Source organism: Cupriavidus sp. 01L43, assembly GCF_056399925.1.
In genome coordinates this window covers 567,186-590,732 of sequence record NZ_JBFTSH010000002.1, presented here as the reverse complement: position 1 = coordinate 590,732, position 23,547 = coordinate 567,186, and the positions used below count along the sequence as shown (strand labels likewise).

The following is a 23,547-nucleotide window of genomic DNA, read 5'->3' as shown; positions in this document are numbered from 1 at the left end:
GTGATCAAGATCGACAAACACCTCCCCGCCCCGCACGGCATTGCGCCCGTGCTGGTGCGCCGCGCCCCCAAGCTCGTGCTGCCGTTCGGCGAGCGTAGCAAGAGCCGCCTGCGCGCCGTGCTCGACAATGGGGCGGAAGCAGCGCTGTTCCTGCCGCGCGGCACCGTGCTGCGCGGCGGCGACCTGCTGGTGGCCGAGGACGGTACTTTCGTCGAAGTGCAGGCGGCCCCCGAGTCCGTGCTGCAAGTGACGGCGGCCGACCCGCTGGCCCTGATGCGCGGCGCCTACCACCTGGGCAACCGCCACACCCCGGTGGAAGTCGGCCGCGATTACCTCCGCCTCGAATTCGATGCCGTGCTGGCCGACATGCTGGCCCGCCTCGGCGTGCAGGCCACCCGCGCCGAACTGCCCTTCGAACCCGAAGCCGGCGCCTACGGCGGCGGCCACAAACACGGCCACGACGCGACCTTCGCCGAAGACTACGCAGCGGCGCAGGCGGTGTTTCAGGATCACCATGGGCATTCGCACGGGCATGACCACGGCCACAGCCATGACCACGGGCACGACCACAGTCACGACCATGGTCACGTCCATGACGAGCACTGCGGCCACAAGCGCTGAATCCGTCCCAACCGTCCCATGACCGCGCTCCTCCAACTGATTTCGCTGCTGCATCTGGCGTCGCCGGCGTTGCCGATTGGCGGTTTCAGCTATTCGCAGGGGCTTGAGGCGGCCATCGACTGCGGGCTGGTTAGCGATGCGGCCAGCGCCGAGCGGTGGATCCGGGACAACCTCACGCATGTGCAGGCGCACTGCGAGGCGCCGGTCTGGCTGCTGCTTCATCGTGCCTGGCAGGCGCGCGACCTGGCCGCCGTGCGGCGTTGGAACGACTGGTTTCACGCCACGCGCGAGACGGCGGAGCTTCGGCTTGAAACCGAGCAGATGGGCTGGTCGCTGTCGAAACTGATCGGCCAGATGGGGTGGGGCGAGGCCGCCATGGCATCGGACTTGTCCGAACTGGCGCCGATCTGCCTGCCCACCGCGTTCACGGCCGCCTGCGTGGCGCTTGGCGTGGATGCGCGCGACGGTCTCGCGGCCTATGCCTTCAACTGGGCCGAAAACCAGGTCGCCGCCGCGCTCAAGGCGGTGCCGCTCGGCCAGGTGGCCGGCCAGCACATCCTGCGCGGGCTGCACCCGGACGTGCTGGCCGTGGTCGACGAAGCGGCGCAGCGCGCCGACGCCGATCCGCCCCGCCTGTCCACTTTTTCCCCGATGCTGGGCCTGCTCTCCGCACGCCACGAGACGCAGTACTCCCGGCTGTTCCGTTCCTGACCCAGCCACAAACATGACCCGAACCAAGAAAAATCCGCCCCTGCGCGTTGGCGTGGGCGGCCCCGTGGGCTCCGGCAAGACCACGCTGCTGGAAATGCTCTGCAAGGCCATGCGCGACCGTTACGACCTGGTCGCCATTACCAATGACATCTATACGAAGGAAGACCAGCGCCTGCTGACGATCTCCGGCGCGCTGCCGGCGGAGCGGATCATGGGGGTGGAGACGGGCGGCTGCCCGCACACGGCGATCCGCGAGGACGCCTCGATCAACCTCGAGGCCGTGGACCGTATGCTGGCGAAGTTTCCCGATGCCGACATCGTCTTCATCGAGTCTGGCGGCGACAACCTGGCCGCCACCTTCAGCCCGGAATTGTCCGACCTGACGATCTACGTGATCGACGTGGCCGGCGGGGAGAAAATCCCGCGCAAGGGCGGGCCGGGGATCACGAAGTCTGACCTGCTGGTGATCAACAAGACTGACCTCGCGCCGTACGTGGGGGCCTCACTCGAGATCATGGAAGCCGATGCCCGCAAGATGCGCGGGGAGCGGCCGTTCGTGATGGGGAGTGTCAAGGCCGGGCAGGGGCTCGATCAGATCATCGCCTTCATCGAACGCCAGGGCCTGCTGACGGTATAAGGCTCAGCGCGGCTGCTTGCGGGCCAGCGCGCGGGCCACGCCGGCCACCACGTCGCGCTCGAAATCGCTCAGTTCGGCCATGTAGCGCATCGTTGCCTGCACGGCCGGCGAGGTGTCGGCCTGATACGGCGAGCGCGGCGCCTCCACGGGCGCGGCGGCGGTTTCGTGGCGCGAGAAGTCCAACATCTCGGGCGGAGCCACGCCGAGTGTGTCAGCTAGAGTACATATGTTATAAAGAGCCACATTACGTGTGCCGCGTTCGATGCCGCTGAGGTACGATCTTGCCAGACCGCTTTCCAGCGACAGGGCTTCTTGTGACCAGCCGCGCTGCTTGCGCAACCAGGTCAGATGTCGCCCGAACAGCTTGAGAGGGTCGCCTGTCATATGCTGCTTTGTGGATTTTAAGTCGCTCAGAGCCTAAGGGTTTGACCCAAGCGTCACGACAACCTATAGTTCGTCGTTCTATCGGTACCAGATCCGCATCATAAGGGATGTGCCCAAAACGGGTACGGAGCGATGGTATTACCGGACGGCACCTAAGCCGTACCGAAACGGGGCAGTCGCGCAGTGAGGGGGGAGGTCGTCGGGCGGGAGATCCGCGCCGCATCGGGCCTGCCGCCATTGCGCATTCCGTGGGACCCCTGCGTCCCAGGCTCCGTTTTGGGGAATGCCATGCAGATTTTTTCGTTTTTCGACGCCGGGTTGTGCGGTGCAACGCCGCCCCTGCCGGACTCTCCGGACCTGAGCGTCGGTTTACAGTTATGTGTCATTCCGGCAACGGCCGGGCTCGGCCACGCCTGCCACCACGTGTTCCTGCGTGCCGGCGACGTGCAATCCGGCATTGTTTCCGCCCCGTCCGAATGGTGGGCCTGCCTGCGCGGCGGCCTGCGCGTGCTGTCCGCCGGGCAGGAACTGGCCGCGCTGGCCGGGGGCGATGTCTTCACGCCCCAGCCGGGGCAGCCGGTCATGCTCCAGGCCGTGCTGGATAGCGTGCTGGTGCGCACCGTGCCGCAGGCCGGCAGCCGGCCCGGCACGCCGAGTTTTGTCGTGATCGAGCCCGGCGAGCCTGACTGGGCCCAGCAGCTGCACGCGCATGACACGATGTGGGCCACCTGCTATCGCGGCACGTTGTGCCTGCAATGGCGCGCCACGCGCGGCACGGCCGGTGTGCGCACCGTCTACCTGCAGCCGGGCATGGCTTTCGCGCCGGACCGTCACGACGACTACTGCATCGACGCCATGGTGCCCGGCGCGGGTCTGCTGTGCTGCGCGCGCTCGCCAATCTTGGAAGCCGAACCCGTGGTCGCGCTGCCCCGGGCGGCCTGAAGGCTGACCGGGATGCAGGCGATCAGCGGCGCTGGTACTGCGTGGCGCCGAACAGGATCTCGCGCTCCGCGTCGGTCCGCATCGGCTTGCGCTCCTTGGCGAGCACTTCCACGCCGCGCTTCACGGCGGGGCGCTCGGCAATTTCGTTGAACCAGCGCTTCAGGTGCGGGTAGTCGTCCAGCTCCACGCCCTGGTTCTGCCAGCTGCGCAGCCACGGGAAGGTGGCGATGTCCGCCACGCTGTAGCTGTCGCCGGCCAGCCAGGCGTGCTGCGACAACTGCTTGTCGATCACGCCGTAGAGCCGCTCGGCCTCGTTGGTGTAGCGGTTCACCGCGTACTCGATCTTCTCCGGCGCGTAGATGCGGAAGTGATGCGCCTGGCCCAGCATCGGCCCCACGCCACCCATCTGGAACATCAGCCACTGCAGGGCCTCGTACTTGCCGCGCACGTCCTCCGGCAGGAACTTGCCGGTCTTGCCGGCCAGGTACAGCAGGATGGCGCCCGATTCGAATAGCGAGATGGGCTGGCCGTCCGGCCCGTCACTGTCGACGATGGCCGGGATCTTGTTGTTGGGGCTGATCTTGAGGAAGGCCTCGCCGAACTGGTCGCCGGCGCCGATGTTGATCGGATGAACCTTGTACTCGAGGCCGCATTCCTCGAGCATGATGTGGACCTTGTGACCGTTGGGCGTGGCCCAGGTGTAGACGTCGATCATGAGGGAGCGCTCTCCTGGCTGCTTCGGAAACTTTCGGAAAATTCCGATGGGGAAGGGGCCCGGCGACCAGCGTCGCCAGGGTCCGAGCGATTAGAGCACAGAAGAAATAAGCCTGCTGGCGGTGCGGTCATCGCGGCGGCTCCCATGAAAAAACGCGCGACCGACAGGCCGCGCGTTTCGGGGAATTACGACTACCAGCGAGGCTCAGGAGCCGCGCGTCACCGGCATCTGGATGCTGTCCGGGTTCAGGCTCATGTGCTTGGCCAGTTCCAGCTTGGCGATGGCGTTGCGGTGCACCTCGTCCGGACCATCGGCCAGGCGCAGCGTGCGCTGGTGCGCCCACCAGTTGGCCAGCGGGAAGTCGCCCGAGACACCCGCGGCGCCATGCACCTGGATCGCCCAGTCGATCACGCGCAGCGCCACATTCGGCGCCACCACCTTGATCATGGCGATCTCGGCCTTGGCTACCTTGTTGCCTACGGTATCCATCATGTAGGCGGCCTTCAGCGTCAGCAGGCGGGCCATCTCGATGTCACAACGGGCTTCGGCGATGCGCTCCTGCGTCACACCCTGGCGGGCGATCTGCTTGCCGAAGGCCACGCGGTCCAGGCTGCGCTTGCACATCAGTTCCAGCGCGCGCTCGGCCACGCCGATGCTGCGCATGCAGTGGTGGATCCGGCCCGGGCCGAGGCGACCCTGGGCGATCTCGAAGCCGCGCCCTTCACCCAGCAGGATGTTGGCGGCCGGCACGCGCACGTTCTTGAGTTCGATCTCCATATGGCCGTGCGGCGCATCGTCATAGCCGAACACGGGCAGGAAGCGCTTGATCGTGATGCCCGGGGTATCCGCTGGCACGACGACCATCGACTGCTGCTCGTGGCGGCCGGCATCGGGATTGGTCTTGCCCATCACGATGTAGACCTTGCAGCGGGGGTCGCCGGCGCCCGACGACCACCACTTGGTGCCGTTGATCACGTAATGGTCGCCGTCGCGCTCGATGCGGCAGCTGATATTGGTGGCGTCCGAGGAGGCCACGTCCGGCTCCGTCATCAGGAAGGCCGAGCGGATCTCGCCGCGCAGCAGCGGTTCCAGCCACTGGTCCTTGAGTTCCTCGGTGGCGTAGCGCTCCAGCGTTTCCATGTTGCCGGTGTCCGGCGCAGCGCAGTTGAACACCTCGGGCGACCAGGGCGCGCGGCCCATGATCTCGCACATCGGTGCGTATTCGAGGTTCGACAGCCCCTCCGGCGCCCGCTTGGAGCGCGGCAGGAACAGGTTCCACAGCCCGGCTTCGCGTGCCAGCGGCTTCAGCTCCTCGACCACCTTGGTGGGAATCCAGGCGTTGCCGGCTTCGCGGTTGGCCTGGATCTCGGCGTAGAAGCGCTTTTCGTTCGGATAGATATGCTTGTCGAAAAAGGCCAGCAGCCGGGCCTGCATGTCCTTGACCTTGGGCGTGTACTCGAATTGCATGGGGTCTCCTCGCTACATTCGGGGGTGTGACGGCAGGCATCGCTTGGGGAAGGATGCCGACTGGGGCCTACTCTAGCGGACTGCGCGTAATAAGAAAAATGAATTTTCTGGATTGGACAGTATCAATGTCCTGCATTTTCATGCCAGAATGCCTGCCATGCAGCTATCCCGGATCGACCTCAATCTCTTCGTGGTGTTCGATGCCATCTACAGCGAAGGCAGCATCACCGCAGCCGCGCGTCAGCTCAACCTGACGCAGCCCGCCGTCAGCCACGCGCTGGGGCGGCTTCGCACGCTGTTCGACGATCCGCTGTTCGAGCGGCGCGGGCAGGGCATGGCGCCCACGCCGCTGGCGCGCTCGCTGGCGGGCGAGGTGCGCGGCGCGCTGCAGTCGTTCGCGCGCACGCTGCAGGATACGCCGCACTTCGATCCCACCGCCACCACGCGCCGCTTCACTATCGGCATGCGTGATGCGCTGGAATCTACGCTGCTGCCGCCGCTGATGGCGCGTGTCACGGCCATGGCGCCGCACGTGGAGATCGCGGCGATCCGCTTCGACCGCCGCGAGATGGAGTCCGAACTGCTCGCCGGCACGCTCGATGCGGCCATCGACATCCTGCTGCCGGTGTCGCCGGCGATTCACCATGCCGCGTTCATGTCCGATCCGATGGTGGTGCTGGCGCGGCGCGACCATCCGCTGGTGAAGAAGGAGCTGACGCTGGAGCGCTATCTGGCGGCCGAACATGTGCACGTGTCGTCACGCCGGCGCGGAGCGGGCCTGGAGGACCAGGCGCTGCACCGAATGGGCCTGACCCGCCGCGTGCGGCTGCGCTGCCAGCACTATGCGGCGGCGTGCCGCGTGGTCAGTTGCACGGACCTGCTCGCCACCTTGCCGATGCGCTACGCCCGCATCGCCAACGAACCGTACGCCAACCGGCTGCTGGCGTTGCCGTTCAAGGTGCCGGCGCTCGAACTGCATCTCTATTGGCACGCCGGCGGCGAGAACGACGGCGCCAACCGCTGGCTGCGCGAGCAGCTGATGGCGGTGATGACGTCGCTCGGCAATGGCATGGGCGACGGTCCCCCCGCCGACGCGTAACGCGTAACGCGCATTTCCCCCGCGTGCCGCGCGCGCGGGTCACAACGTAAGCCATTGTTAGCAGGCTGGACGATGCGGGAGGCGCTCCCTAACATCGTCCCGTTCCACCTGCCCCGGACGCCTCATGCCACGCATGACACCGCGCCGCCGCGCGCGCGTCCACACCCAGGCAGCCCCCTCCATCCACGACGACAGAGCCGCATTCCGATGCCAGGGAAACACTTGTCTAACGATTTCATGCCCTCCCGCGCGAACGCCTTCGCGCGACCGATCCCGATGACGATCCTGGCAGCCTGCGCTGCCTTCGCGCTCAGCGCCTGTGGCGGCGGCGGCGATAGCGCCCCCAGCGCGGGCACCAGCGCCGCCCCGGCAGCCGGCGCCGCCAATGCGAGCCAGGCGGCGTCCGGGCAGGCCCCCGTCAACGGCAGCCAGACGGCGACGCTCCCGGCCGGCGCCGACCGCGCCTGCTACACGGTGACCGGCAGCGCGCCGGCGCCGGTCACGGGCAGCGTGAGCCTGCTGCCGGCGCGCGGCACCGGCGTCTCGGGCTATCGCGTGCTGGACGACGCGCGCAGCGCCGGCCTCTGCTACGCCAACTATCGGCGCGAGCAGGTGGGCCTGCCGCCGCTGACCGCGCGCGACGCGCTCAATACCGTCGCCCAGAACCACACCGCCTACATGCTGGCCAACAACCTGCTCACGCACGACGAGCAGTCGGGCAAGTCCGGCTACACGGGCGCCGCGCCGAACGACCGCATCCAGGCCGCCTATCCGACCAATGYCACGGCGGAAGTCGTGGCGGCCGGCAACAAGTGGACCAGCGCGGCGGGCGCCAACCTGTCGATGGCGCCGAAGGACGCGCTCGTGGCGGACCTCGTCAACGCGCCGTTCCACCGCGCCGCGCTGCTGGGCAGCTACGGCTCGGCCGGCAGCGGGTTTGCGGAAAGCGTGGGCGCCGGCAGCAGCGGCGGCACCTCGGCCAGCTACTACCAGACCATCGACCTCGCCGATGCCAGCAAGGGCGGCGCGGACAACCAGGTGGTGGCGTACCCGTACAGCGGCCAGGCCGATGTGCCGGCGAACTGGGTCAACAATGAGAGCCCCAACCCGGCGCCTTCGTACACGGGCCAGACCATGGGCTACCCGGTGACGGTGCAGGCCATCAACACGTCGCTGGTGTTCAATGCCGATACGTTCACGATCACCGACGCCGCCGGCGCCAACGTGCCCTGCGAGAAGGTGGATGCGCGCACGTCGGGCATGTCGAGCTACGCGCGCGGGCTGGCCATCTGCACGCCGCGCGCGCCGCTGGCCGCCCACACGCGCTACAACGTCACCGTCGGCGGCACGCTGAACGGGCAGGGCGTGAACCTGAACTGGTCGTTCACCACGCTGTGACGGCGAACTGACACTATGTATACGGGGCGGCGCCCGCCGCCTCGTTCACGTGCCTCCGCGCCGATCATCCCCGATCGGCCAATCAGCCGTTTACAAGCGCATTACCGGTCATCTGCGTCTACAATCGCCTCAGCTTCCCCCCAGGAGAGATGGCATGACTCGCGCAGTGACGAAGACACCGGCAGTTTCCCAGTCAACCCCCTCCCTGCTGTGGCGCGGCACGCTGGCCGTGGCGCTGGCCGCCGTGCTGGCGGGCTGCGGCACCGCCGCCAAGGATGCGGGCACGCCATCGGCATCGGGCACGGCCACGGCCGCGCCGGCCCAGGCGCCGGCGGCTGCCATGCCGCCCGCGCCGGAGGTCTCGTCGGGCTACCGCCCCGACATGACCACCAGCTACGGGCAGAAGCACATGGCCGCCGCGGCCAATCCGCTGGCCACCGAGGCCGGGCGCGAGATCCTGCGCGCGGGCGGCTCGGCCATCGACGCCGCCGTCGCCATGCAGGCCGTGCTGACGCTGGTGGAGCCGCAGGCCACCGGCATCGGCGGTGGCGCCTTCATCATGTACTGGGACGGCAAACGCGTGCAGGCCTTCGATGGGCGCGAGACGGCCCCGGCCGGCGCCACCGAGAACCTGTTCATGCGCGCGGACGGCAAGCCGATGGAATTCTCCGAAGGCCAGATCGGCGGCCGCTCGGTGGGCGTGCCCGGCGTGCTGCGCGCGCTGGAGATGGCGCACCGCCAGCATGGCCGGCTACCCTGGGCGCGACTGTTCCAGCGCGCCATCACGCTGGCCGAGAACGGTTTCCCGATGTCCCAGCGGCTCTACACCCAGGTGGCGGCCGACAAGTTCATGATGGGCTCGTCGGAGATGGCCGGCTACTTCCTCGATACGCAGGGCAAGGCCAAGCCGGTCGGCACCCTCGTCAAGAATCCGCAACTGGCCAAGACGCTGCGCGAGATCGCCAAGGGTGGCCCGAACGTGTTCTATAACGGGCCGATTGCGCAGGACATCGCCGCCAAGGTCAACAGCCATGCCAATCCGGGCAGCCTGAGCACGGCCGACCTGAAGGGCTATCGCGCCAAGGAGCGCGTGCCGGTCTGCACGGACTACAAGCGCTGGAAGGTGTGCGGCATGCCGCCGCCGTCGTCGGGCGGCATCGCCATCGCCCAGATCCTGGGCACGCTGGAGGCCCTTGAGAAGCGCGACCCGCGCTACGCGCTGGCCAGCCTGAAGCCGCAGCCGGTGAACACCCCGGCGCGTGTGGAAGCCGCGCCGCTGGCCGTGCACGCCATCTCCGAGGCCGACCGCCTGGCCTACGCCGACCGTGGCCTCTACGTGGCCGATGCCGACTTCGTGCCCGTGGACGTGGCCGCGATGGTCAGCCCGGCCTACCTGACCGAGCGCGCCGCGCTGATCGGCGACAAGAGCATGGGCCGCGCCCAGCCGGGCACGCCGCCGGGAGTGAAGGTGGCGTTCGCGCCGGATCGTTCGCCGCCGCGCATCTCCACGTCGCAGATCGTGGCCGTGGACAACCGGGGCGGGGCGTTGTCGATGACGACGACCATCGAATCGTACTTCGGCTCGCACATCATGGTGCGCGGCTTCATGCTGAACAACGAGATGACCGATTTCTCGTTCACGCCGAGCGAGAACGGCAAGCCGGTGGCCAACCGCGTGCAGCCGGGCAAGCGCCCGCGCTCGTCGATGGCGCCGACGCTGGTGTTCGACCGCCAGAGCGGCAAGCTGGTGGCGGCGCTGGGCTCGCCGGGTGGCTCGCAGATCATCGAGTACGTGTCGAAGACGTTGGTCGGCCTGCTGGACTGGGACATGGACGTGCAGACCGCCGTGGGCATGGGCAACTTCGGCAGCCGCAATGGCCCGACCGAAGTGGAGAAGGGTCTGGTGACGCCGCAACTGGTGGAATCGCTGCGCGGCATGGGCCATCAGGTGGCCGAGATCGAGATGACGAGCGGCACGCAGGCCATCGTGCGCAAGACCCTGCCGAACGGCAAGCCGGGCTGGGCCGGCGGCGCGGACCCGCGGCGTGAAGGGGTGGCGCTGGGGGAGTGACGGGATCTTGAAACGCTGAGGGTTTGCTCCTCTCTCCCTTTGGGAGAGAGGCCGGGAGAGAGGGGCGGCGATTCTGCGAAGTGATATCGCATCTTGCACCGCCTGCCCTCTCCCCCGCCCCTCTCCCTGAGGGAGAGGGGAGACAACAAGGGGTCCTTCTTCCGGTCAGCCGTCCAGCTTCACGCCAGCGGCCTTCACCACCTGGGCCCAGCGCTTTTCCTCGGTCGAGAAGAACTTGCTGGTTTCCGGCGGCGTCATGGTCACCACTTCGGCGCCCTGGCCGGCCAGTTGCGCGCGGATTTCGGGGGTGCGGATGATGCGGATCAGCTCGCTCGAGAGGCGGGCCACGAGCGCATCCGGCATGCCGGACGGCGCCATCACGCCCTGCCACGTACCCGATTCGAAGTTCGCCACGCCTTGCTCGGCAATCGTCGGCACCTGTCCGACCAGCGCCATGCGCGTGCGCTTGGACACGGCCAGCAGCTTGAGCTTGCCGGCCTGCACCTGCGGATAGGTCGCCAGCATCCCGTTCATCAGCACCTGCGCGGTACCGCCCACGGTGTCGGCAATCGCCTGCGCGCCGCCCTTGTACGGCACGTACTGCCATGCCGCGCCGGTGGCCTGCTGCACCGCCACGCCCGCCAGATGCGGCGCGCTGCCGATGGCCGTCACGGCGAAGTTCAGCGTCTGCTTGTGCGACAGCGCCACCAGTTCCTTGAGGTTGTTGGCGGGCACCGACGGATGCACCACCAGCAGGTGGGGCGAGTAGGCCAGCATCGACACGCCCTTGAGATCTTTCTCAGGGCTGAAGCTCAGCTTGGTGTAGACGGACGGGCTGATGGCCAGCGCGCCCACATCGCACAGCAGCAGCGTGTGGTTGTCCGTGCCGGCCTGCGCCACCATGGCGGCGCCGATGTTGCCGTTGGCGCCCGGACGGTTGTCCACCACCACGGCCTGGCCCAGCGCTTCGCCGAGCGGCTTGCTGATCAGGCGGGCGATGATGTCCGACGAACCGCCGGCGGGGTAGGGCACCACCAGCCGGATCGGCTTGGTTGGCCACTTGTCGGCAGCCCAGGCCGAAGCCGGGGCGAGGATGCCAGAGGTGCCGAAGGCGCCCAGTGCGGCCAGGCCCGATGCCTGGCCAAGGAATTGGCGGCGATTGCTCATGCTGTGTCTCCTAATGCTTATCTGCTTATCGTCTGTTGTCGTACAACATGGCAGCAGTGTAGACGCGATTTAGCCTTTGGTCATCAGGGTTATGGCTAGGGATAGTACTCAGTTGTCTGATGACATGCAGACAATTGCCCCCCAGAAAGCACATCGCCCCGGCGGTGCGGGGCGATGTCTGGCAGGAAGATGCAGGATCAGGCGCCTGATTTCTGCGCGTAGGCCCAGCCCATTTCGGCCATCGGGCGGGCGCGCTTGCCGGCGTCCGTCGCCTGCGCCGACGACGCCGTGCCATCGACCACGCGCTTCATGATCCCCTGCAGGATGCCCGCGATGCGGAACATGCTGAAGGCGAGGTAGAAATTCCAGTCGCCCGTGATCTGGCGGCCGGTGCGCTGCTCGTACAGGCGACGATAGGCGGCTTCATCGGGAATGCCCAGCGCCTGATGGTCGAGCCCGGCGATGCCCCGGAACTGGCCCGGCTGGATATGCCAGCTCATGCAGTGATAGCCGAAGTCAGCCATCGGATGGCCCAGCGTGGACAGCTCCCAGTCGAGCACGGCCAGCACGCGCGGCTCGGTGGGGTGGAACATCAGGTTGTCGAGCCGGTAGTCGCCATGGACGATGGTGGTCAACGCATCGGCATCGGCCGGAATGTGATTCGGGAGCCATGCGATGAGCTGGTCCATCGCCGGGATCGATTCGGTCTCGGACAGCTTGTACTGCTTGCTCCAGCGCTCGATCTGCCGCTGGAAGTAGTTGCCCGGCTTGCCGTAGTCGGCCAGCCCGATCGCCTTGTAGTCCACCGAATGCAGCGCAGCGATGACGCGGTTCATCTCGTCGTAGATCGCGCCGCGCTGGGCCGGGGTCATGTCCGGCAGCGCCTGGTCCCACAGCACGCGGCCGCTGACGAACTCCATGATGTAGAACGCGCGGCCGATCACCGACTCGTCCTCGCAGAGCGCGAACATGCGGGCTACGGGCACGTCGGTCTGGGCGAGGGCGGCCATCACGCGGTATTCGCGCTCGATGGCATGCGCCGACGGCAGCAGCTTCGCCTTCGGCCCCGGCTTGGCGCGCATCACATAGGTCTGGCCGGGCGTGATCAGCTTGAACGTGGGGTTCGACTGGCCGCCCTTGAATTGCTCGATGGCCAGCGGGCCGGCAAAGCCCTCCACATGCTGGCGCATCCAGGTCTCGAGCGCGCCCATGTCGAAGCGCTGCTGGTCGGCCACGGGGCGGGTCCCTTCAAAATGCGAAACGTTGCTGCTCATGCTGTCTCCGGTCTGTCTTTTTTATGTGGCGATGGCGTCGGTGCGTGGCGCGGGTGGGACTTCAGCGGTAGTTCGGCTTGCGCTTCTCCAGGAAGGCGCTGATGCCTTCGCCCGCGTCCGGGTGGTGCAGCGCTTTCACGAAGCTGTCGCGCTCGGCGGCCAAGTGCTCGGTCAGCGAGGCGCTGCCGGCGTGGTTGATCAGCGCCTTGATGCCCTGGACCGCGTTCGGCGATTCCTTGGCCAGGTTCTCGGCAATGCGCAGCGCCTCGGTCACGGCCTGCCCCGGCGGCACCACGCGGTTCACGATGCCGAAATGGGCCAGTCGTGCCGGATCGACCGGCTTGCCATCCATCATCATTTCACTGGCGAGCTGGCGCGGCAGCATGCGGGCCAGTTCGTAGGAGCCGCCGCCGTCCGGCGTCAGGCCCACCTTCACATAGGCCATGACGAACTTGGCGTCGCTGGCCGCCACCACGAAATCGCACGCCAGCACCAGCGAGAAGCCCGCGCCGGCGGCGGGGCCTTCCACGGCGGCGATGATCGGCTTGGGGAACGCGTGCAGCGTTTCGATCCAGTGATTGAGGATTTCGATGCTTTTGGCCTGTACCTCGGCCGGCTGGGAGCGGTTGCCGAGCAGGCGGTTCAGGTTGCCGCCGGCGCAGAACACGCCGTCGGCGCCGGTCAGCACCACCGCGCGGATGGTGTTGTCGCGCGCCGCCACTTCCAGCGCCTCCTGGCTTGCCGCGTAGATGTCCGGATGCAGCGCGTTGCGCGCCTCGGGGTTCGAGATGGTCAGGACGAGCGTGGCGTCCACGCGTTGGGAAAGCAGCTGGGCGGTCATGGCGGCCTCTTGATGGGCAATGCGGGAGAAAAAAGCGCCCCGTGTCTCGGCGGGGCGCCCGGGAGGATCAGGCTTCTTCGGTCAGCAGCGACAGGCCCAGGCCGGCCCTACGCCACAGCCACGGGCTCGGGCGGTAGCGCATGTCGCCAGTCAGGCGGTCCAGGTTGCTCAGCACTTCGAGGATCTGCGCGGCGCCAATCGCATCGCCCAGCGCCAGCGGGCCCTTGGGGTAGCCCAGGCCGAGGTTCACGGCGAGGTCGATGTCGGTCGGCGTGGCGATGCGTTGCTGGGCGATGTCGCTGGCGATATTGACGATGCAGCCGATGATGCGCTGGGCGACGAAGCCGGCCGAGTCGCGGATCACGGTGACGGGCACGCCATCGCTGGCGAACAGGCCGTGCGCGGCGTCGCGGGCGGCGGCGCTGGTGGCCGGCGTGGTCATCAGCGTGCGGCGCTTGGTGGCTTCGAACGGCAGCAGCGTGTCGATGGCGACCACGCGGCTGGCATCGAGCCCTTGCTGCAGGGCAGTCGTGGTGGCGTCGAGACCCAGCGGGGTGACCACGATCAGTGCGTCGGCGGACGGGGCGTTGCCGCCTTCCGGCGTGACGCCGAGCGCGGTCAGCAGCTTCACGGTCATCGCATGACCACGCTCATTGGCGCGGCTCACCCACACGCTGGCCGGGCGCGCATCGGGCACCGGCTTGGCGGCAGGCACCTGCTTCTGGCCGTCCGGGTAGGCGTAGAAGCCCGCGCCGGTCTTGCGGCCCAGCAGCCCGCCCGTGTAGCGCAGCGCCGTGATCGGCGACGGGCGGTAGCGCGCTTCCTGATAGAACTGGTTGTAGATCGATTCCATCACCGGGTGCGACACATCGAGCCCGGTCAGGTCCATCAGCTCGAACGGGCCCATGCGGAAACCGGCTTGCTCGCGCATGATGTTGTCGATATCGACGAATTCGGCCACGCCTTCCTGGGCGATCTTCAGCCCTTCGATATTCATGCCACGGCCGGCGTGGTTGACGATGAAGCCCGGCATGTCCTTGCAACGCACCGGCGTGTGACCCATGCGGCGCGACAGTTCCATGAGCTGGTCACCGATGGCGGGGTTGCCCGACAGGCCGTCGATGACCTCCACCACCTTCATCAGCGGCACCGGGTTGAAGAAGTGGTAGCCCACCACGCGGCCCGGGTGCCTGGCGCCCACGGCGATGGCTGTGATCGACAGCGACGAGGTGTTCGATGCGATCACCGCGTCTTCCCGGACGATGGCTTCCAGCTTGGCGATCAGGTCGCGCTTGACCTCGAGCTTCTCCACGATGGCTTCCAGCACCATGTCGCAGCCGGCCAGGTCTTCCAGCGCGTTGCACGGCTTCACGCGGGCCAGCGCGGCCTCGCTGTCGGCGGCGCTGATCTTGCCCTTGTCGGCCAGCTTGGCGAACGTGTCCTGCAGGTACTGGCGCGCGGCGGCCACGGCTTGGGCGTTGACGTCGAACAGGTTGACCGTCAGGCCCGCCTGTGCGGCAATCTGGGCAATACCGCGGCCCATGGCGCCCGTGCCGACGATGCCGAGCGTTTGAATAGTGGGTTGGCTCATCGTTCGTCCAAAAAAAGTTGTGGTTAAATTAGCACGATCGTACGATTTCTGCATCTTCCGCGACAGCGGGTAGGCTTACGTGGCGTGCGAAGATCGGCCAGGCGGGGGCGCCTCAAGCGTCCTCGGGTCTACATGGACGCGACCCGGACGATCCATTTCAATAACGGAGAGAGACGACATGCTGAAGCTCTGCGGCTTTGCCGCCAGCAATTACTACAACAAGGTCAAGCTGGCGCTGCTGGAAAAGAACCTGCCATTCGAGGAAGTGCTGGCCTGGATCGGCGAAACCGACCTCGCGGCGACGCCCCTCGGCAAGGTGCCCTACATCATCACCGATTCCGGGCCGCTGTGCGAATCGGAAACCATCGCGGAATATATCGAGGCGACTTATCTCCAGGCGCCGCTGCTGCCGCATGACGCCTACCAGGCGGGCAAGGTGCGCGAACTCGTCACCTTCATGGAGGTATATCTGGAGCTGACGGTGCGCGAGCTGTATCCGGAGGCGTTTTTCGGCGGCAAGGTCAGCGATAACCTTAAGGAGCGCCAGCGCCGCCTGCTGGACCGTTATATCCCCGGTTTCGCCAAGCTGGCGAAATTCTCGCCCTTCGTGGCTGGCGACACCTTCACGCTGGCCGACTGCGCCGCCATCTGCCACCTGCCGCTGGTGTCGTCCTGCACGAAAATCATCTACGGCGAAGATTTGCTGGCGGACCTGCCGGTCAAGGCCTACCTCAAGGCCATGTCCGAGCGGGCGAGCGTGCAGAAGGTCAACGCGGACCGCAAGGCCAACACCGAGCTGATGCTGAGCCGCAACCGGTAAATCGCCGCGATTCACCGGATAGGCTTTGATCAGCATTTTCTGGCGCCCCGCTTGCGGGGCGCTTTGCATTGGCAGGGCCGATGGGAAATGCGCGGCTCGGGATTTTCCGAGCACTCACCATTTGGTGCAAATTAATCAGGATTCTTCTATATACGGCCGATTTTTTCGTCGGTTAGATGGCGGCTCATCTAACAACGAAGGGGCACGTATGGCGGGTCAAAAAGGCATCGTTCGCCGGGGCGATACGACGACACACGGCGGCAAGGTATTGGAGGGCGAGCCCACGTTCGTCTTCTACGGGGAACCGGCGGCCGGCGTCGGGCACATGGTCTGGTGTCCGCAATGCAAGGGCACCTTCCCGATCATCGAGGGCGATCCCACCTTCCAGGCCATGGGCCGCGCCATGGCGCTCGACGGCATGCTGACCGCGTGCGGCGCCCGGCTGATTTCCTCGATAGGCGCCCAGGCGACCGTCCGCCACCCGGTGAGCGGAACCTCGTTCGACCCGGCCCCCGATGAAGAGGACCGCTACGACGACCGCTACATCTTGCGCGACAGCGCCACCGGCGAGCCGCTGCCCGACACGGAGTACGCGGCAGTCCGGGCGGGCGCCGAGCCCGAATACGGCACGACGGATGAATTCGGCCGCACCCATCTGCTGGGAGCCCAGCAACGCGCCGACAACGTGACGATCTACGTCGAGGGGTGAGCGATGACCGAAACGCTGACTTCCCCGACCACGGGCAAGACGCTGGTGCGCGCCGGTGTCCGGGCGACTACGTTGACAAGGTTTGATGAAGCGAAGCCGATTCCCGTGCAGCGGGAGTTTATTGAGGTGGTGGTGTTTGATTCGAGGTTGCTTAGCCGTGGCTCGCAGTGGGGGCACGCTGCCATCGAAATTGACGGCACCGTCTACAGCCGTGCCCCAATATTATTCTTCAAGGGCGGGTACAGAAAATATCTGATTGGTAACACGAGGCGATGGAGAACCAAGCCAGACGGCACAATCGGAAAGGGCGTATATCGCGATGCCGTCGGGCTGCTGATGTGGGTATCTCTACGAGAGAAGGCCCTCATTAGAGACGAGCTGGAAAGACGTGTGGCGGTCAATGCGAAATACTCATTATTCGATAATTCATGCAGCTCCAACGTTGCCGATGTGCTTGAGTTGGCCGGCATCATGGCGCGCGATCCGCGAGCGTTTGGCGAGCTGACACCGGTCATGCCCGCTGAATTACTCGGCGTATTGAAGAAGTCGAATCGTCTCGTCGAGACGCGAAACTATAAAAAGGGGTGGGAAGGTGGCGCGTCGGCAAACTGGTAAAGCCCGTCACTGGTGCGCCGTGGGGCTTGCCTGCATTGTTGGCGGAATGCTCTATGGATACTGGGCGGGCTATCGCATCCCTCTTAGCACTCACGTTGCGACAATACCCATCGAGCTATACGGAGATGCCGCTGGGATGGTTGAGCCCGTTGAATCCGTCATAGGTAAGGTGCAGGCCGGTGAACGCTGCAGGTTTATTCAGGTGACCATTGCGGAGGAAATGATGTTCTCCTACCGGGTGAAGTGTGGAGATTTGGACGGATGGACTGACGCCGGTGGTGCATTTGCGCCGCGGCTAGATCCGTACGAACTGTTCTCACTGAAATAAAGGGAGGGGAAGGTGGCGCGTTGGCAAACTGGTAAGGCGTGGCCATGGTTCGTCGCAGCATTGTTCTGCATCGTCTTGGCTCTGGGATATTGCAGCGGCTACCAAGTACCGATCAGAACGCATGTGGCGACGAAACCCGCCCCCCTCCACGGGAATCCCGAAGGAATGGTGCCTCCAGTTGCACCCTTGGTTGGGGAAGTCGCACCCGGTGCGCGATGCAGGTTTGTGCAAATCGGCGTTGCAGCGGAAATGATGTACACCTACCGCGTGATATGCGGGGAACTGGATGGTTGGACCGAGGAGGCGTTTGCATTCGAGCCGGCTCTGAATTCCTATGAGCCAGTTCAACAGGAAGAATGGAGGGAAGGTGGCACGTCGGCAACTAACCCATGCAGCCCGCGAACCCACCACGTTCCCGGGCTGCCGGAATCCCTCAAATCTTCGCCAACCGATCCAGCGCCAACTTCAGCGTCTCTTCCTTCTTCGCGAAGCAAAACCGCACCACGCCCGATTCGCGCGGTTGCGAATAGAACGCCGACACTGGAATCGCGGCCACGCCGATCTCGCGCGTCAGCCACATCGAGAAATCGGCTTCGCTCATATCGGAAATCGCCGAATAATCGACGCACTGGAAGTACGTCCCGTCCGAGGGCAGCAGCTTGAAGCGCGTGGAGGCCAGCCCGGTGCGGAAGTAGTCGCGCTTGGCCTGATAAAAGCCGGCGAGGTCCAGGTAGGGCGCCGGGTCGGCCATGTAGTCGGCCAGCCCGAACTGCACCGGCGTGTTCACCGTGAACACGTTGAACTGGTGGACCTTGCGGAATTCGTTCGACAGCGCAGCCGGCGCGGCCACGTAGCCGATCTTCCAGCCCGTGACGTGATAGGTCTTGCCGAAGCTCGACACCACGAAGCTGCGCCGCGCCAGCTCCGGATGGCGCGAGACCGACTCGTGCCGCTGGCCGTCGTAGACCATGTGCTCGTACACCTCGTCCGAGAGCAGCAGGATGTCCGTGCCGGCTAGCAAATCGGCCAGTTTCTGCATGTCATCGGCACGCCAGATGGTCCCCGTGGGGTTGTGCGGCGTGTTGATGAGGATCATCCGCGTCTTGGGGGTGATGGCGGCGGCGAGCTTGTCGAACGGGATGCGGAACGCCGGCGCTTCAAGCGTGACGGGCACTGCGACGCCGCCGGCCATTTCGATGGCGGGCAGGTAGCTGTCGTAGCAGGGCTCGAGCACGATCACTTCATCGCCCGGATGCACTGCGCACAGGATCGCCGTCAGGAGGCCCTGCGTGGCGCCGGCCGTGATCGTAATTTCCGTATTCCAGTCGTACGTGTGGTCGTACAGCGTGGCGATCTTGCCGGCGATGGCCTGGCGCAGCGCGGGCACGCCGGCCATCGGCGGGTACTGGTTGTGGCCGGTGCGCATGGCGTGGGCCACGGCATCGACGATGCGCGCGTCGCAGTCGAAATCCGGGAAACCCTGGCCGAGATTGACGGCGTTCTTCTCGGCGGCCAGCGCCGACATCACGGTGAAGATGGTCGTGCCGACCTTGGGCAGGCGCGACAGCGGTGGGGTCAGGGGTGCGAGCGAGGATTCTGCGGACATGGCGCGGGAAGGAGGCAGGTTAGGGCGGCGGGTTCAGGACAAGCGGGTCATTTTAGCGGGGATCGGCGCCGGCAGTGGATGCCTCGGTCGCGGCGGCCAGCCAGGCGGCGAAAGCCGGCGGCGGCAGGATCTCCACGCCGCTCATGCGGCGCAGGCGGCTCCTGAGCTTCAGCACGGCCTTGTCCTTGGAGACCAGCAGCGCGGCGCGCGAGAAATGCGCCAGTTCGATGAACTTCTGGTCGTCGGTGTCGCGGCACTTGGGCAGCCGCACGGCGTCGAAGTCGGTCTGGTCCGGGGCGGGTTCGAGCGTGGCGAGCCGGTCCACCTGGGCCAGCGCGGCATCGATATCGACCGAAAACCGCGCGAATTGCGGGTAGGCCAGTACCCGGCGCAGCTCCTCCCGGCAGTCGGCGCGGATCACCGGGGCGATGGTTCCGGCGTCAAGCGCGGCGCGGATCGGCGCCACGTGGGGGTCCTGGAATACGAGCAAATCGACCCAGATATTGGAGTCGAGGACCACGCGGGGCGGCGGGGCGGCAAAAGCGGCGCAAGGGGCGCCGGCGGTGGTGTCTGTGGGCATTCGCTACAATCTGGTCTTTGTTCCTGCCCGCGATTTTGCCATGCTCATCGTTCTGTCTCCTGCCAAGTCGTTGGATTACGAGACACCCCCGCGCATCAAGACCCACACGATGCCGCGTTTTATCGACCGTTCCACCACGCTGATCGAGCGCCTGCGCCGGCTGGCGCCGCAGGACGTAGCCGCGCTGATGGACATCTCCGACAAGCTCGCCGTGCTCAACGTCACCCGCTTTGCGGACTGGAGCCCCGAGTTCACGGCGGCCAACAGCAAGCAGGCGGTGCTGGCCTTCAATGGCGATGTTTACGATGGGCTGGACGCGAAATCGCTGTCCACCGATGACCTCGGGTTCGCCCAGAAGCACATTCGCATCCTGTCCGGCCTGTATGGCGTGCTGCGCCCGATGGACTGGATGCAGCCGTACCGGCTGGAAATGGGCACGCGCCTGGACAACGTGGCCGGCAAGGACCTCTATGCGTTCTGGGGCGACGACGTCACGACCCTCCTGAACAAGGACATGGCCGACCTCAAGCACGAGGGCGCGGCCACGCTCGTGAACCTCGCCTCCGAGGAATATTTCAAGGTTGTGCGACCCAAGGTGCTTGCCGCGCGCGTGATCACGCCAGTGTTCGAGGACTGGAAGGGCGGGCGCTACAAGATCATCTCGTTCCACGCCAAGCGCGCCCGGGGCACGATGGCGCGCTATGCGGTGACGCACCGCGTGACCGAGGCCAGCAAGCTCAAGCGGTTTGCCGAAGACGGCTACGCCTACGACAAGGCCGCGTCGGACGACACCCGCTGGGTGTTCCGCCGCCGCCTGGAAGACTGATAAAAGACTGATCGCTGACTGGAGAACCCGATTCCCATGACCTCAGCCCTGCATATCTCCACGCTGTTCGATTCCGGCGCGATCGAAGTCGAGGCGCTGGACCGTGCCGACGATATCCGCCTGCGCATCCGCGCCGACTCCCACGCCGATTTCCGCCAGTGGTTCCATTTCCGGCTGCAAGGGGCGGCGGGGCAGGCGTGCCGGCTCCAATTCGTGAATGCCGGCGAGTGTACCTATCCCGATGGCTGGCGCGACTACCGCGCGGTGGCGTCCTACGACCGCGCGCACTGGTTCCGCGTGCCCACGCGCTATGAGGGCGGCACGCTGACCGTCGAATTCACGCCCGAGCACGACAGCGTGTGGTTGGCCTATTTCGAGCCGTATCCCGAGGAGCGCCACCTGTCGCTGCTGGCCTCGTGCCAGCGCTCGCCGCTGGCACGGCTGTCGCATCTGGGCAGTACCGTCGATGGCCGCGACCTGACCTGCGTGACCGTGGGCCAGCCGGGGCCAGGCAAGAAGACAGTGTGGATGATCGCCCGCCAGCATCCGGGCGAGAGCATGGCCGAATGGTTCTGCGAAGGCGTGCTGCAGCGGCTGACCGGCACCGGCATGTGGGCCGGCGACCCGGTGGCCCGCAAGCTGCTGGACCGGGCGGTGTTCCACATCGTGCCGAACATGAATCCGGACGGTTCTGCGCGCGGCAACCTGCGTACCAATGCCGCGGGCGCGAACCTGAACCGTGAGTGGATGCAGCCGAGCCTGGAAACCAGCCCCGAGGTATGGCACGTGCGCCGCGCCATCGAGGCCACGGGCGTGGACCTGTTCTTCGACATCCACGGCGACGAAGGGCTGCCCTATAACTTCGTGGCCGGGAGCGAGATGCTGCCGGGCTTCACCGATGCGCAGCGCGAGCAGCAGACGCGCTTTATCGACGCCTTCAAGCGCGCCACGCCGGACTTCCAGGACGTGCACGGCTACGCGGCCAGCAAGTACAACGCGGACGCCCTGAAGCTGGCGTCGAAATACATCGGCCACACCTTCGGGTGCCTGGCGCTGACGCTGGAAATGCCGTTCAAGGACAACGCCGACCTGCCCGATCCCGCGGTGGGATGGAATGGTGCGAAAAGCGGCCTGCTGGGCACGGCGATGCTCCAGGCGGTGCTGGAGTATCTGGAATAAAGGCTCAAGGTGTTCCTCCCCGCCCCGCAAGCGGGCGAGGGGAGAACCTCCAGCGCTTATTGCTTCTTCTTCGTCTTGGTTGACGTCTTCGTCGTCGATTTTGTCGACTTCGACGACGATGTCGACGCCTTGGCGCTGCTCTTGCCCTTCTTCTTCGACGTCGTCGTCGGCGTGGCCACGGCCGGCGCGGCGGCTGGCTCGGCGATGACGTCGCCGTTGCTGTCGAGCAGTTCGTAGGCCAGCATCATCCCCTCGTCATAGCCACAGCGCACCCGCACGGGTTGCCATTGCGCCTCGCCAACACGCTTGTGGGCCGAGGCCGCGAACGTCACCACCGAATTCACCGGCACGGCCTGCTTGCCCTGCGAGAACCGGCCGCTCCACGGCTCCACCGTGGCCTGCCCGTTGCTCAGGGCGCCGGTGGGGATCTTGAGGGCGTCATAGGTGGCCGAGCGCGGCACCACCCAGCTGGCATGCGCGGCGCAATCGGCCACGCTGGCCGTCGCGTTCTCGGTCTTCATCAACTGTTCGCGCATCCGGGTCCGATACTCGGCCAGGCTCACGCGGCCCTTGTCGGGCAACGTCACGGTCTTGATCGGTGGGTTGGTATTGACGACTGGCGGGGGCTTGACAGTCGGTGTGGCAGAAGCGGGAGCGGTAGCGGCGGGCGTGGTGCCCGGGGCGGCGGTGTCGGTGGCCTCATCGCCCGGTGCGGTGGCGCACCCGGCGAGGGCCAGCGCGCCTGCCACTGCGGCGGTCAGCATGCACAGCCGGCCACCAAACAGTTCGGAAATTCGTCGGATCACGGGATCGTCTTTGCTTGTTCAGCAAGGAGGGTTGGCGAAGGATTGCCATGATAGAGGAAAGCCCCGCGCCAAAGTTCCGAAATGTTGTTACGTTCCGTTCGAATTGCGCGTAACGGCAGCGCAACCGCCGTGATCACGCTGCGTTCATGCGGGATCGGCGTCGTTCCAATATCAGAAAAGGCGCACGCGGCGCAAGTCAGGCGAACCCCGATGCAGTGCACGCGATGGAATGATCCCCGCCCGCGAGCGCGGGCGGGAACGGTCAGGGATGACCTTGGGGAAGACCTCAGGCGGTGCGCGTGAAGCGCAGCAGGTCGTCCATCAGCGCGTTGAGGTCGCGCTTGAGCTTGTCGAAGCCGGCGTTGGGCGCGAGGCCGACTTCATCCATGTACAGCTTGCGGTTGATCTCAAGCTGCAGGCTGTTGCGGTTGGCCTGGGGCTGGCCCAGCACCCGCACGATCTCCACGCCCTTGTAGGGGTGGTTGCGCCAGACGTCGTACCCCATCGCCTTGAGCACGCCTTCCACCCGGTCGGTGAAACGCGTGTCGCAGGTGGTGCCGTCACGGTCGCCCACCACGAAGTCCGGGTGTTGCAGGCCGGGGTGCTCGGTCGCGTACTGGGCGGCCTCGCTCGGCATGGAATGGCAGTTGATGTGCCAGACCTTGCCGTGGCGCGCCACGCCTTCGTCCGCCAGCCGTTGCAGCTGGGCGTAGTAGGGCACGTAGTAGCGGTCGATGCGGGACTGGAGTTCGGCCACGCCGAGCTTGCGGTCGTAGATCGGCTCGCCGGTGTCCAGCACGCGCCAGACCAGGCCCTTGCCGAGGCGGGTCTTGGAAGTTTCCTGCTTGGCGCCGGGCCACGGCGCGTCCAGCAGGACTTCGTCGATCTCCCCCAGGCCGCGGTTGGCGTCGAGGTAGCTGCGCGGGAAGCCGGCGCAGAGCAGCGGGATGCCGCGCCCGGGGGCGTCGGCATAGAGCGCATCCACGAAGGTGTCTTCCGCCTGCCGCAGCAGCGGCAGGGGCAGGTTGCCGGCGTAGCGGAAGTCCGCCGGGTACGTGGTGCAGCTGTGCGGGGAATCGAGAAAGAGCGGGCTGCTCTCGCCTTCCGGCATGTGCAGGAAGTACGGGCTTTCCGCGGTCTTTCGGTCTGCTTCAGTCATG

23 protein-coding genes and 1 pseudogene are annotated in these 23,547 nt (G+C 66.2%); 12 read left to right on the top strand and 12 right to left on the bottom strand.

Annotated features, from left to right (window positions below; all coding sequences use genetic code 11):
* The 3 genes from ureE to ureG are packed head-to-tail and all read left to right on the top strand — an operon-like array spanning position 1 to position 1,969.
* The gene (gene ureE / locus AC1DP9_RS05835) at positions 1-621 is read left to right on the top strand and encodes an urease accessory protein UreE (RefSeq protein ID WP_477106834.1); all 621 of its coding nucleotides are present in this window, start codon (positions 1-3) and stop codon (positions 619-621) included.
* 18 nt (positions 622-639) lie between these two features.
* Complete coding sequence (locus AC1DP9_RS05830; RefSeq protein ID WP_477106833.1) at positions 640-1,332, top strand: urease accessory protein UreF; 693 nt, start codon at positions 640-642, stop codon at positions 1,330-1,332.
* A gap of 13 nt (positions 1,333-1,345) precedes the next feature.
* Positions 1,346-1,969, top strand: a complete 624-nt coding sequence (ureG, locus tag AC1DP9_RS05825; RefSeq protein ID WP_092292457.1) for an urease accessory protein UreG — start codon at positions 1,346-1,348, stop codon at positions 1,967-1,969.
* A gap of 3 nt (positions 1,970-1,972) precedes the next feature.
* Here ureG and AC1DP9_RS05820 read toward each other — a convergent pair whose 3' ends face one another.
* Entirely contained in the window at positions 1,973-2,155 is a 183-nt protein-coding gene (locus AC1DP9_RS05820; RefSeq protein WP_369823399.1) for a hypothetical protein, read from the bottom strand.
* 57 nt (positions 2,156-2,212) lie between these two features.
* A pseudogene (locus AC1DP9_RS05815) lies at positions 2,213-2,353 on the bottom strand (helix-turn-helix domain-containing protein); the annotation flags it as partial.
* Between the two features lie 288 nt (positions 2,354-2,641).
* On the opposite strand from AC1DP9_RS05815, the gene AC1DP9_RS05810 reads away from it, so the two are divergent.
* Positions 2,642-3,295 (top strand): hypothetical protein, encoded by a 654-nt coding sequence (locus AC1DP9_RS05810; protein WP_454756918.1) that lies wholly within the window; start codon positions 2,642-2,644, stop codon positions 3,293-3,295.
* A gap of 22 nt (positions 3,296-3,317) precedes the next feature.
* Here AC1DP9_RS05810 and AC1DP9_RS05805 read toward each other — a convergent pair whose 3' ends face one another.
* Positions 3,318-4,010, bottom strand: a complete 693-nt coding sequence (locus AC1DP9_RS05805; protein WP_477106832.1) for a glutathione binding-like protein — start codon at positions 4,008-4,010, stop codon at positions 3,318-3,320.
* A gap of 204 nt (positions 4,011-4,214) precedes the next feature.
* The gene (locus AC1DP9_RS05800) at positions 4,215-5,477 is read right to left on the bottom strand and encodes an acyl-CoA dehydrogenase family protein (protein ID WP_092292465.1); all 1,263 of its coding nucleotides are present in this window, start codon (positions 5,475-5,477) and stop codon (positions 4,215-4,217) included.
* A gap of 157 nt (positions 5,478-5,634) precedes the next feature.
* On the opposite strand from AC1DP9_RS05800, the gene AC1DP9_RS05795 reads away from it, so the two are divergent.
* The 3 genes from AC1DP9_RS05795 (at position 5,635) to ggt (ending at position 10,045) form a co-directional block, all read left to right on the top strand.
* Positions 5,635-6,576: a LysR family transcriptional regulator gene (locus AC1DP9_RS05795; RefSeq protein ID WP_092292467.1), complete on the top strand. Its 942-nt coding sequence runs from the start codon at positions 5,635-5,637 to the stop codon at positions 6,574-6,576.
* 276 nt (positions 6,577-6,852) lie between these two features.
* Entirely contained in the window at positions 6,853-7,974 is a 1,122-nt protein-coding gene (locus AC1DP9_RS05790; RefSeq protein ID WP_477106831.1) for a CAP domain-containing protein, read from the top strand.
* Between the two features lie 154 nt (positions 7,975-8,128).
* Positions 8,129-10,045 (top strand): gamma-glutamyltransferase, encoded by a 1,917-nt coding sequence (ggt, locus tag AC1DP9_RS05785; protein WP_477106830.1) that lies wholly within the window; start codon positions 8,129-8,131, stop codon positions 10,043-10,045.
* Positions 10,046-10,210: 165 nt separating this feature from the next.
* Here the strand turns inward: ggt and AC1DP9_RS05780 are convergent, their stop codons facing one another.
* From AC1DP9_RS05780 to AC1DP9_RS05765, 4 genes are all read right to left on the bottom strand, one after another.
* On the bottom strand, positions 10,211-11,212 hold the full coding sequence (locus AC1DP9_RS05780) for a Bug family tripartite tricarboxylate transporter substrate binding protein (RefSeq protein WP_092292473.1): 1,002 nt from the start codon (positions 11,210-11,212) through the stop codon (positions 10,211-10,213).
* Positions 11,213-11,409: 197 nt separating this feature from the next.
* Positions 11,410-12,486 carry a phosphotransferase gene (locus AC1DP9_RS05775; RefSeq protein WP_477106829.1) on the bottom strand — a complete coding sequence of 359 codons (1,077 nt, stop codon included), beginning with the start codon at positions 12,484-12,486 and terminating at the stop codon, positions 11,410-11,412.
* A gap of 61 nt (positions 12,487-12,547) precedes the next feature.
* Positions 12,548-13,327 carry an oxepin-CoA hydrolase, alternative type gene (locus AC1DP9_RS05770; protein ID WP_441592011.1) on the bottom strand — a complete coding sequence of 260 codons (780 nt, stop codon included), beginning with the start codon at positions 13,325-13,327 and terminating at the stop codon, positions 12,548-12,550.
* A 67-nt stretch (positions 13,328-13,394) separates the two neighbouring features.
* On the bottom strand, positions 13,395-14,918 hold the full coding sequence (locus AC1DP9_RS05765) for a 3-hydroxyacyl-CoA dehydrogenase (protein WP_441592012.1): 1,524 nt from the start codon (positions 14,916-14,918) through the stop codon (positions 13,395-13,397).
* A 178-nt stretch (positions 14,919-15,096) separates the two neighbouring features.
* On the opposite strand from AC1DP9_RS05765, the gene AC1DP9_RS05760 reads away from it, so the two are divergent.
* The 3 genes from AC1DP9_RS05760 to AC1DP9_RS05750 all read left to right on the top strand — a co-directional run bounded on the left by AC1DP9_RS05760 (position 15,097) and on the right by AC1DP9_RS05750 (position 17,062).
* Positions 15,097-15,738 (top strand): glutathione S-transferase, encoded by a 642-nt coding sequence (locus tag AC1DP9_RS05760; protein ID WP_092292481.1) that lies wholly within the window; start codon positions 15,097-15,099, stop codon positions 15,736-15,738.
* Positions 15,739-15,946: 208 nt separating this feature from the next.
* A complete protein-coding gene (locus AC1DP9_RS05755; RefSeq protein WP_477106828.1) occupies positions 15,947-16,447 on the top strand; it encodes a PAAR domain-containing protein in 501 nt (166 codons plus the stop codon).
* A 3-nt stretch (positions 16,448-16,450) separates the two neighbouring features.
* On the top strand, positions 16,451-17,062 hold the full coding sequence (locus AC1DP9_RS05750) for a hypothetical protein (RefSeq protein WP_092292485.1): 612 nt from the start codon (positions 16,451-16,453) through the stop codon (positions 17,060-17,062).
* Between the two features lie 761 nt (positions 17,063-17,823).
* Here the strand turns inward: AC1DP9_RS05750 and AC1DP9_RS05745 are convergent.
* Both AC1DP9_RS05745 and AC1DP9_RS05740 read right to left on the bottom strand, forming a co-directional pair.
* A complete protein-coding gene (locus tag AC1DP9_RS05745) occupies positions 17,824-18,996 on the bottom strand; it encodes a pyridoxal phosphate-dependent aminotransferase (protein ID WP_092292489.1) in 1,173 nt (390 codons plus the stop codon).
* 52 nt (positions 18,997-19,048) lie between these two features.
* Positions 19,049-19,576 (bottom strand): putative toxin-antitoxin system toxin component, PIN family, encoded by a 528-nt coding sequence (locus tag AC1DP9_RS05740; RefSeq protein ID WP_477106827.1) that lies wholly within the window; start codon positions 19,574-19,576, stop codon positions 19,049-19,051.
* Positions 19,577-19,616: 40 nt separating this feature from the next.
* Between AC1DP9_RS05740 and yaaA the strand changes: the two genes are divergently transcribed.
* Positions 19,617-20,402, top strand: coding sequence for a peroxide stress protein YaaA (gene yaaA, locus AC1DP9_RS05735; protein ID WP_092292493.1), 786 nt, complete (start codon positions 19,617-19,619; stop codon positions 20,400-20,402).
* A 36-nt stretch (positions 20,403-20,438) separates the two neighbouring features.
* On the top strand, positions 20,439-21,581 hold the full coding sequence (locus tag AC1DP9_RS05730; RefSeq protein WP_092292495.1) for a M14 family metallopeptidase: 1,143 nt from the start codon (positions 20,439-20,441) through the stop codon (positions 21,579-21,581).
* 56 nt (positions 21,582-21,637) lie between these two features.
* On the opposite strand, the gene AC1DP9_RS05725 is transcribed toward AC1DP9_RS05730, so the two are convergent.
* Together AC1DP9_RS05725 and AC1DP9_RS05720 are read right to left on the bottom strand one after the other, a co-directional pair.
* Positions 21,638-22,387: a BspC domain-containing protein gene (locus tag AC1DP9_RS05725; RefSeq protein ID WP_477106826.1), complete on the bottom strand. Its 750-nt coding sequence runs from the start codon at positions 22,385-22,387 to the stop codon at positions 21,638-21,640.
* A gap of 286 nt (positions 22,388-22,673) precedes the next feature.
* Complete coding sequence (locus AC1DP9_RS05720; RefSeq protein ID WP_477106825.1) at positions 22,674-23,546, bottom strand: N-formylglutamate amidohydrolase; 873 nt, start codon at positions 23,544-23,546, stop codon at positions 22,674-22,676.
* Position 23,547: the final 1 nt, after the last annotated feature.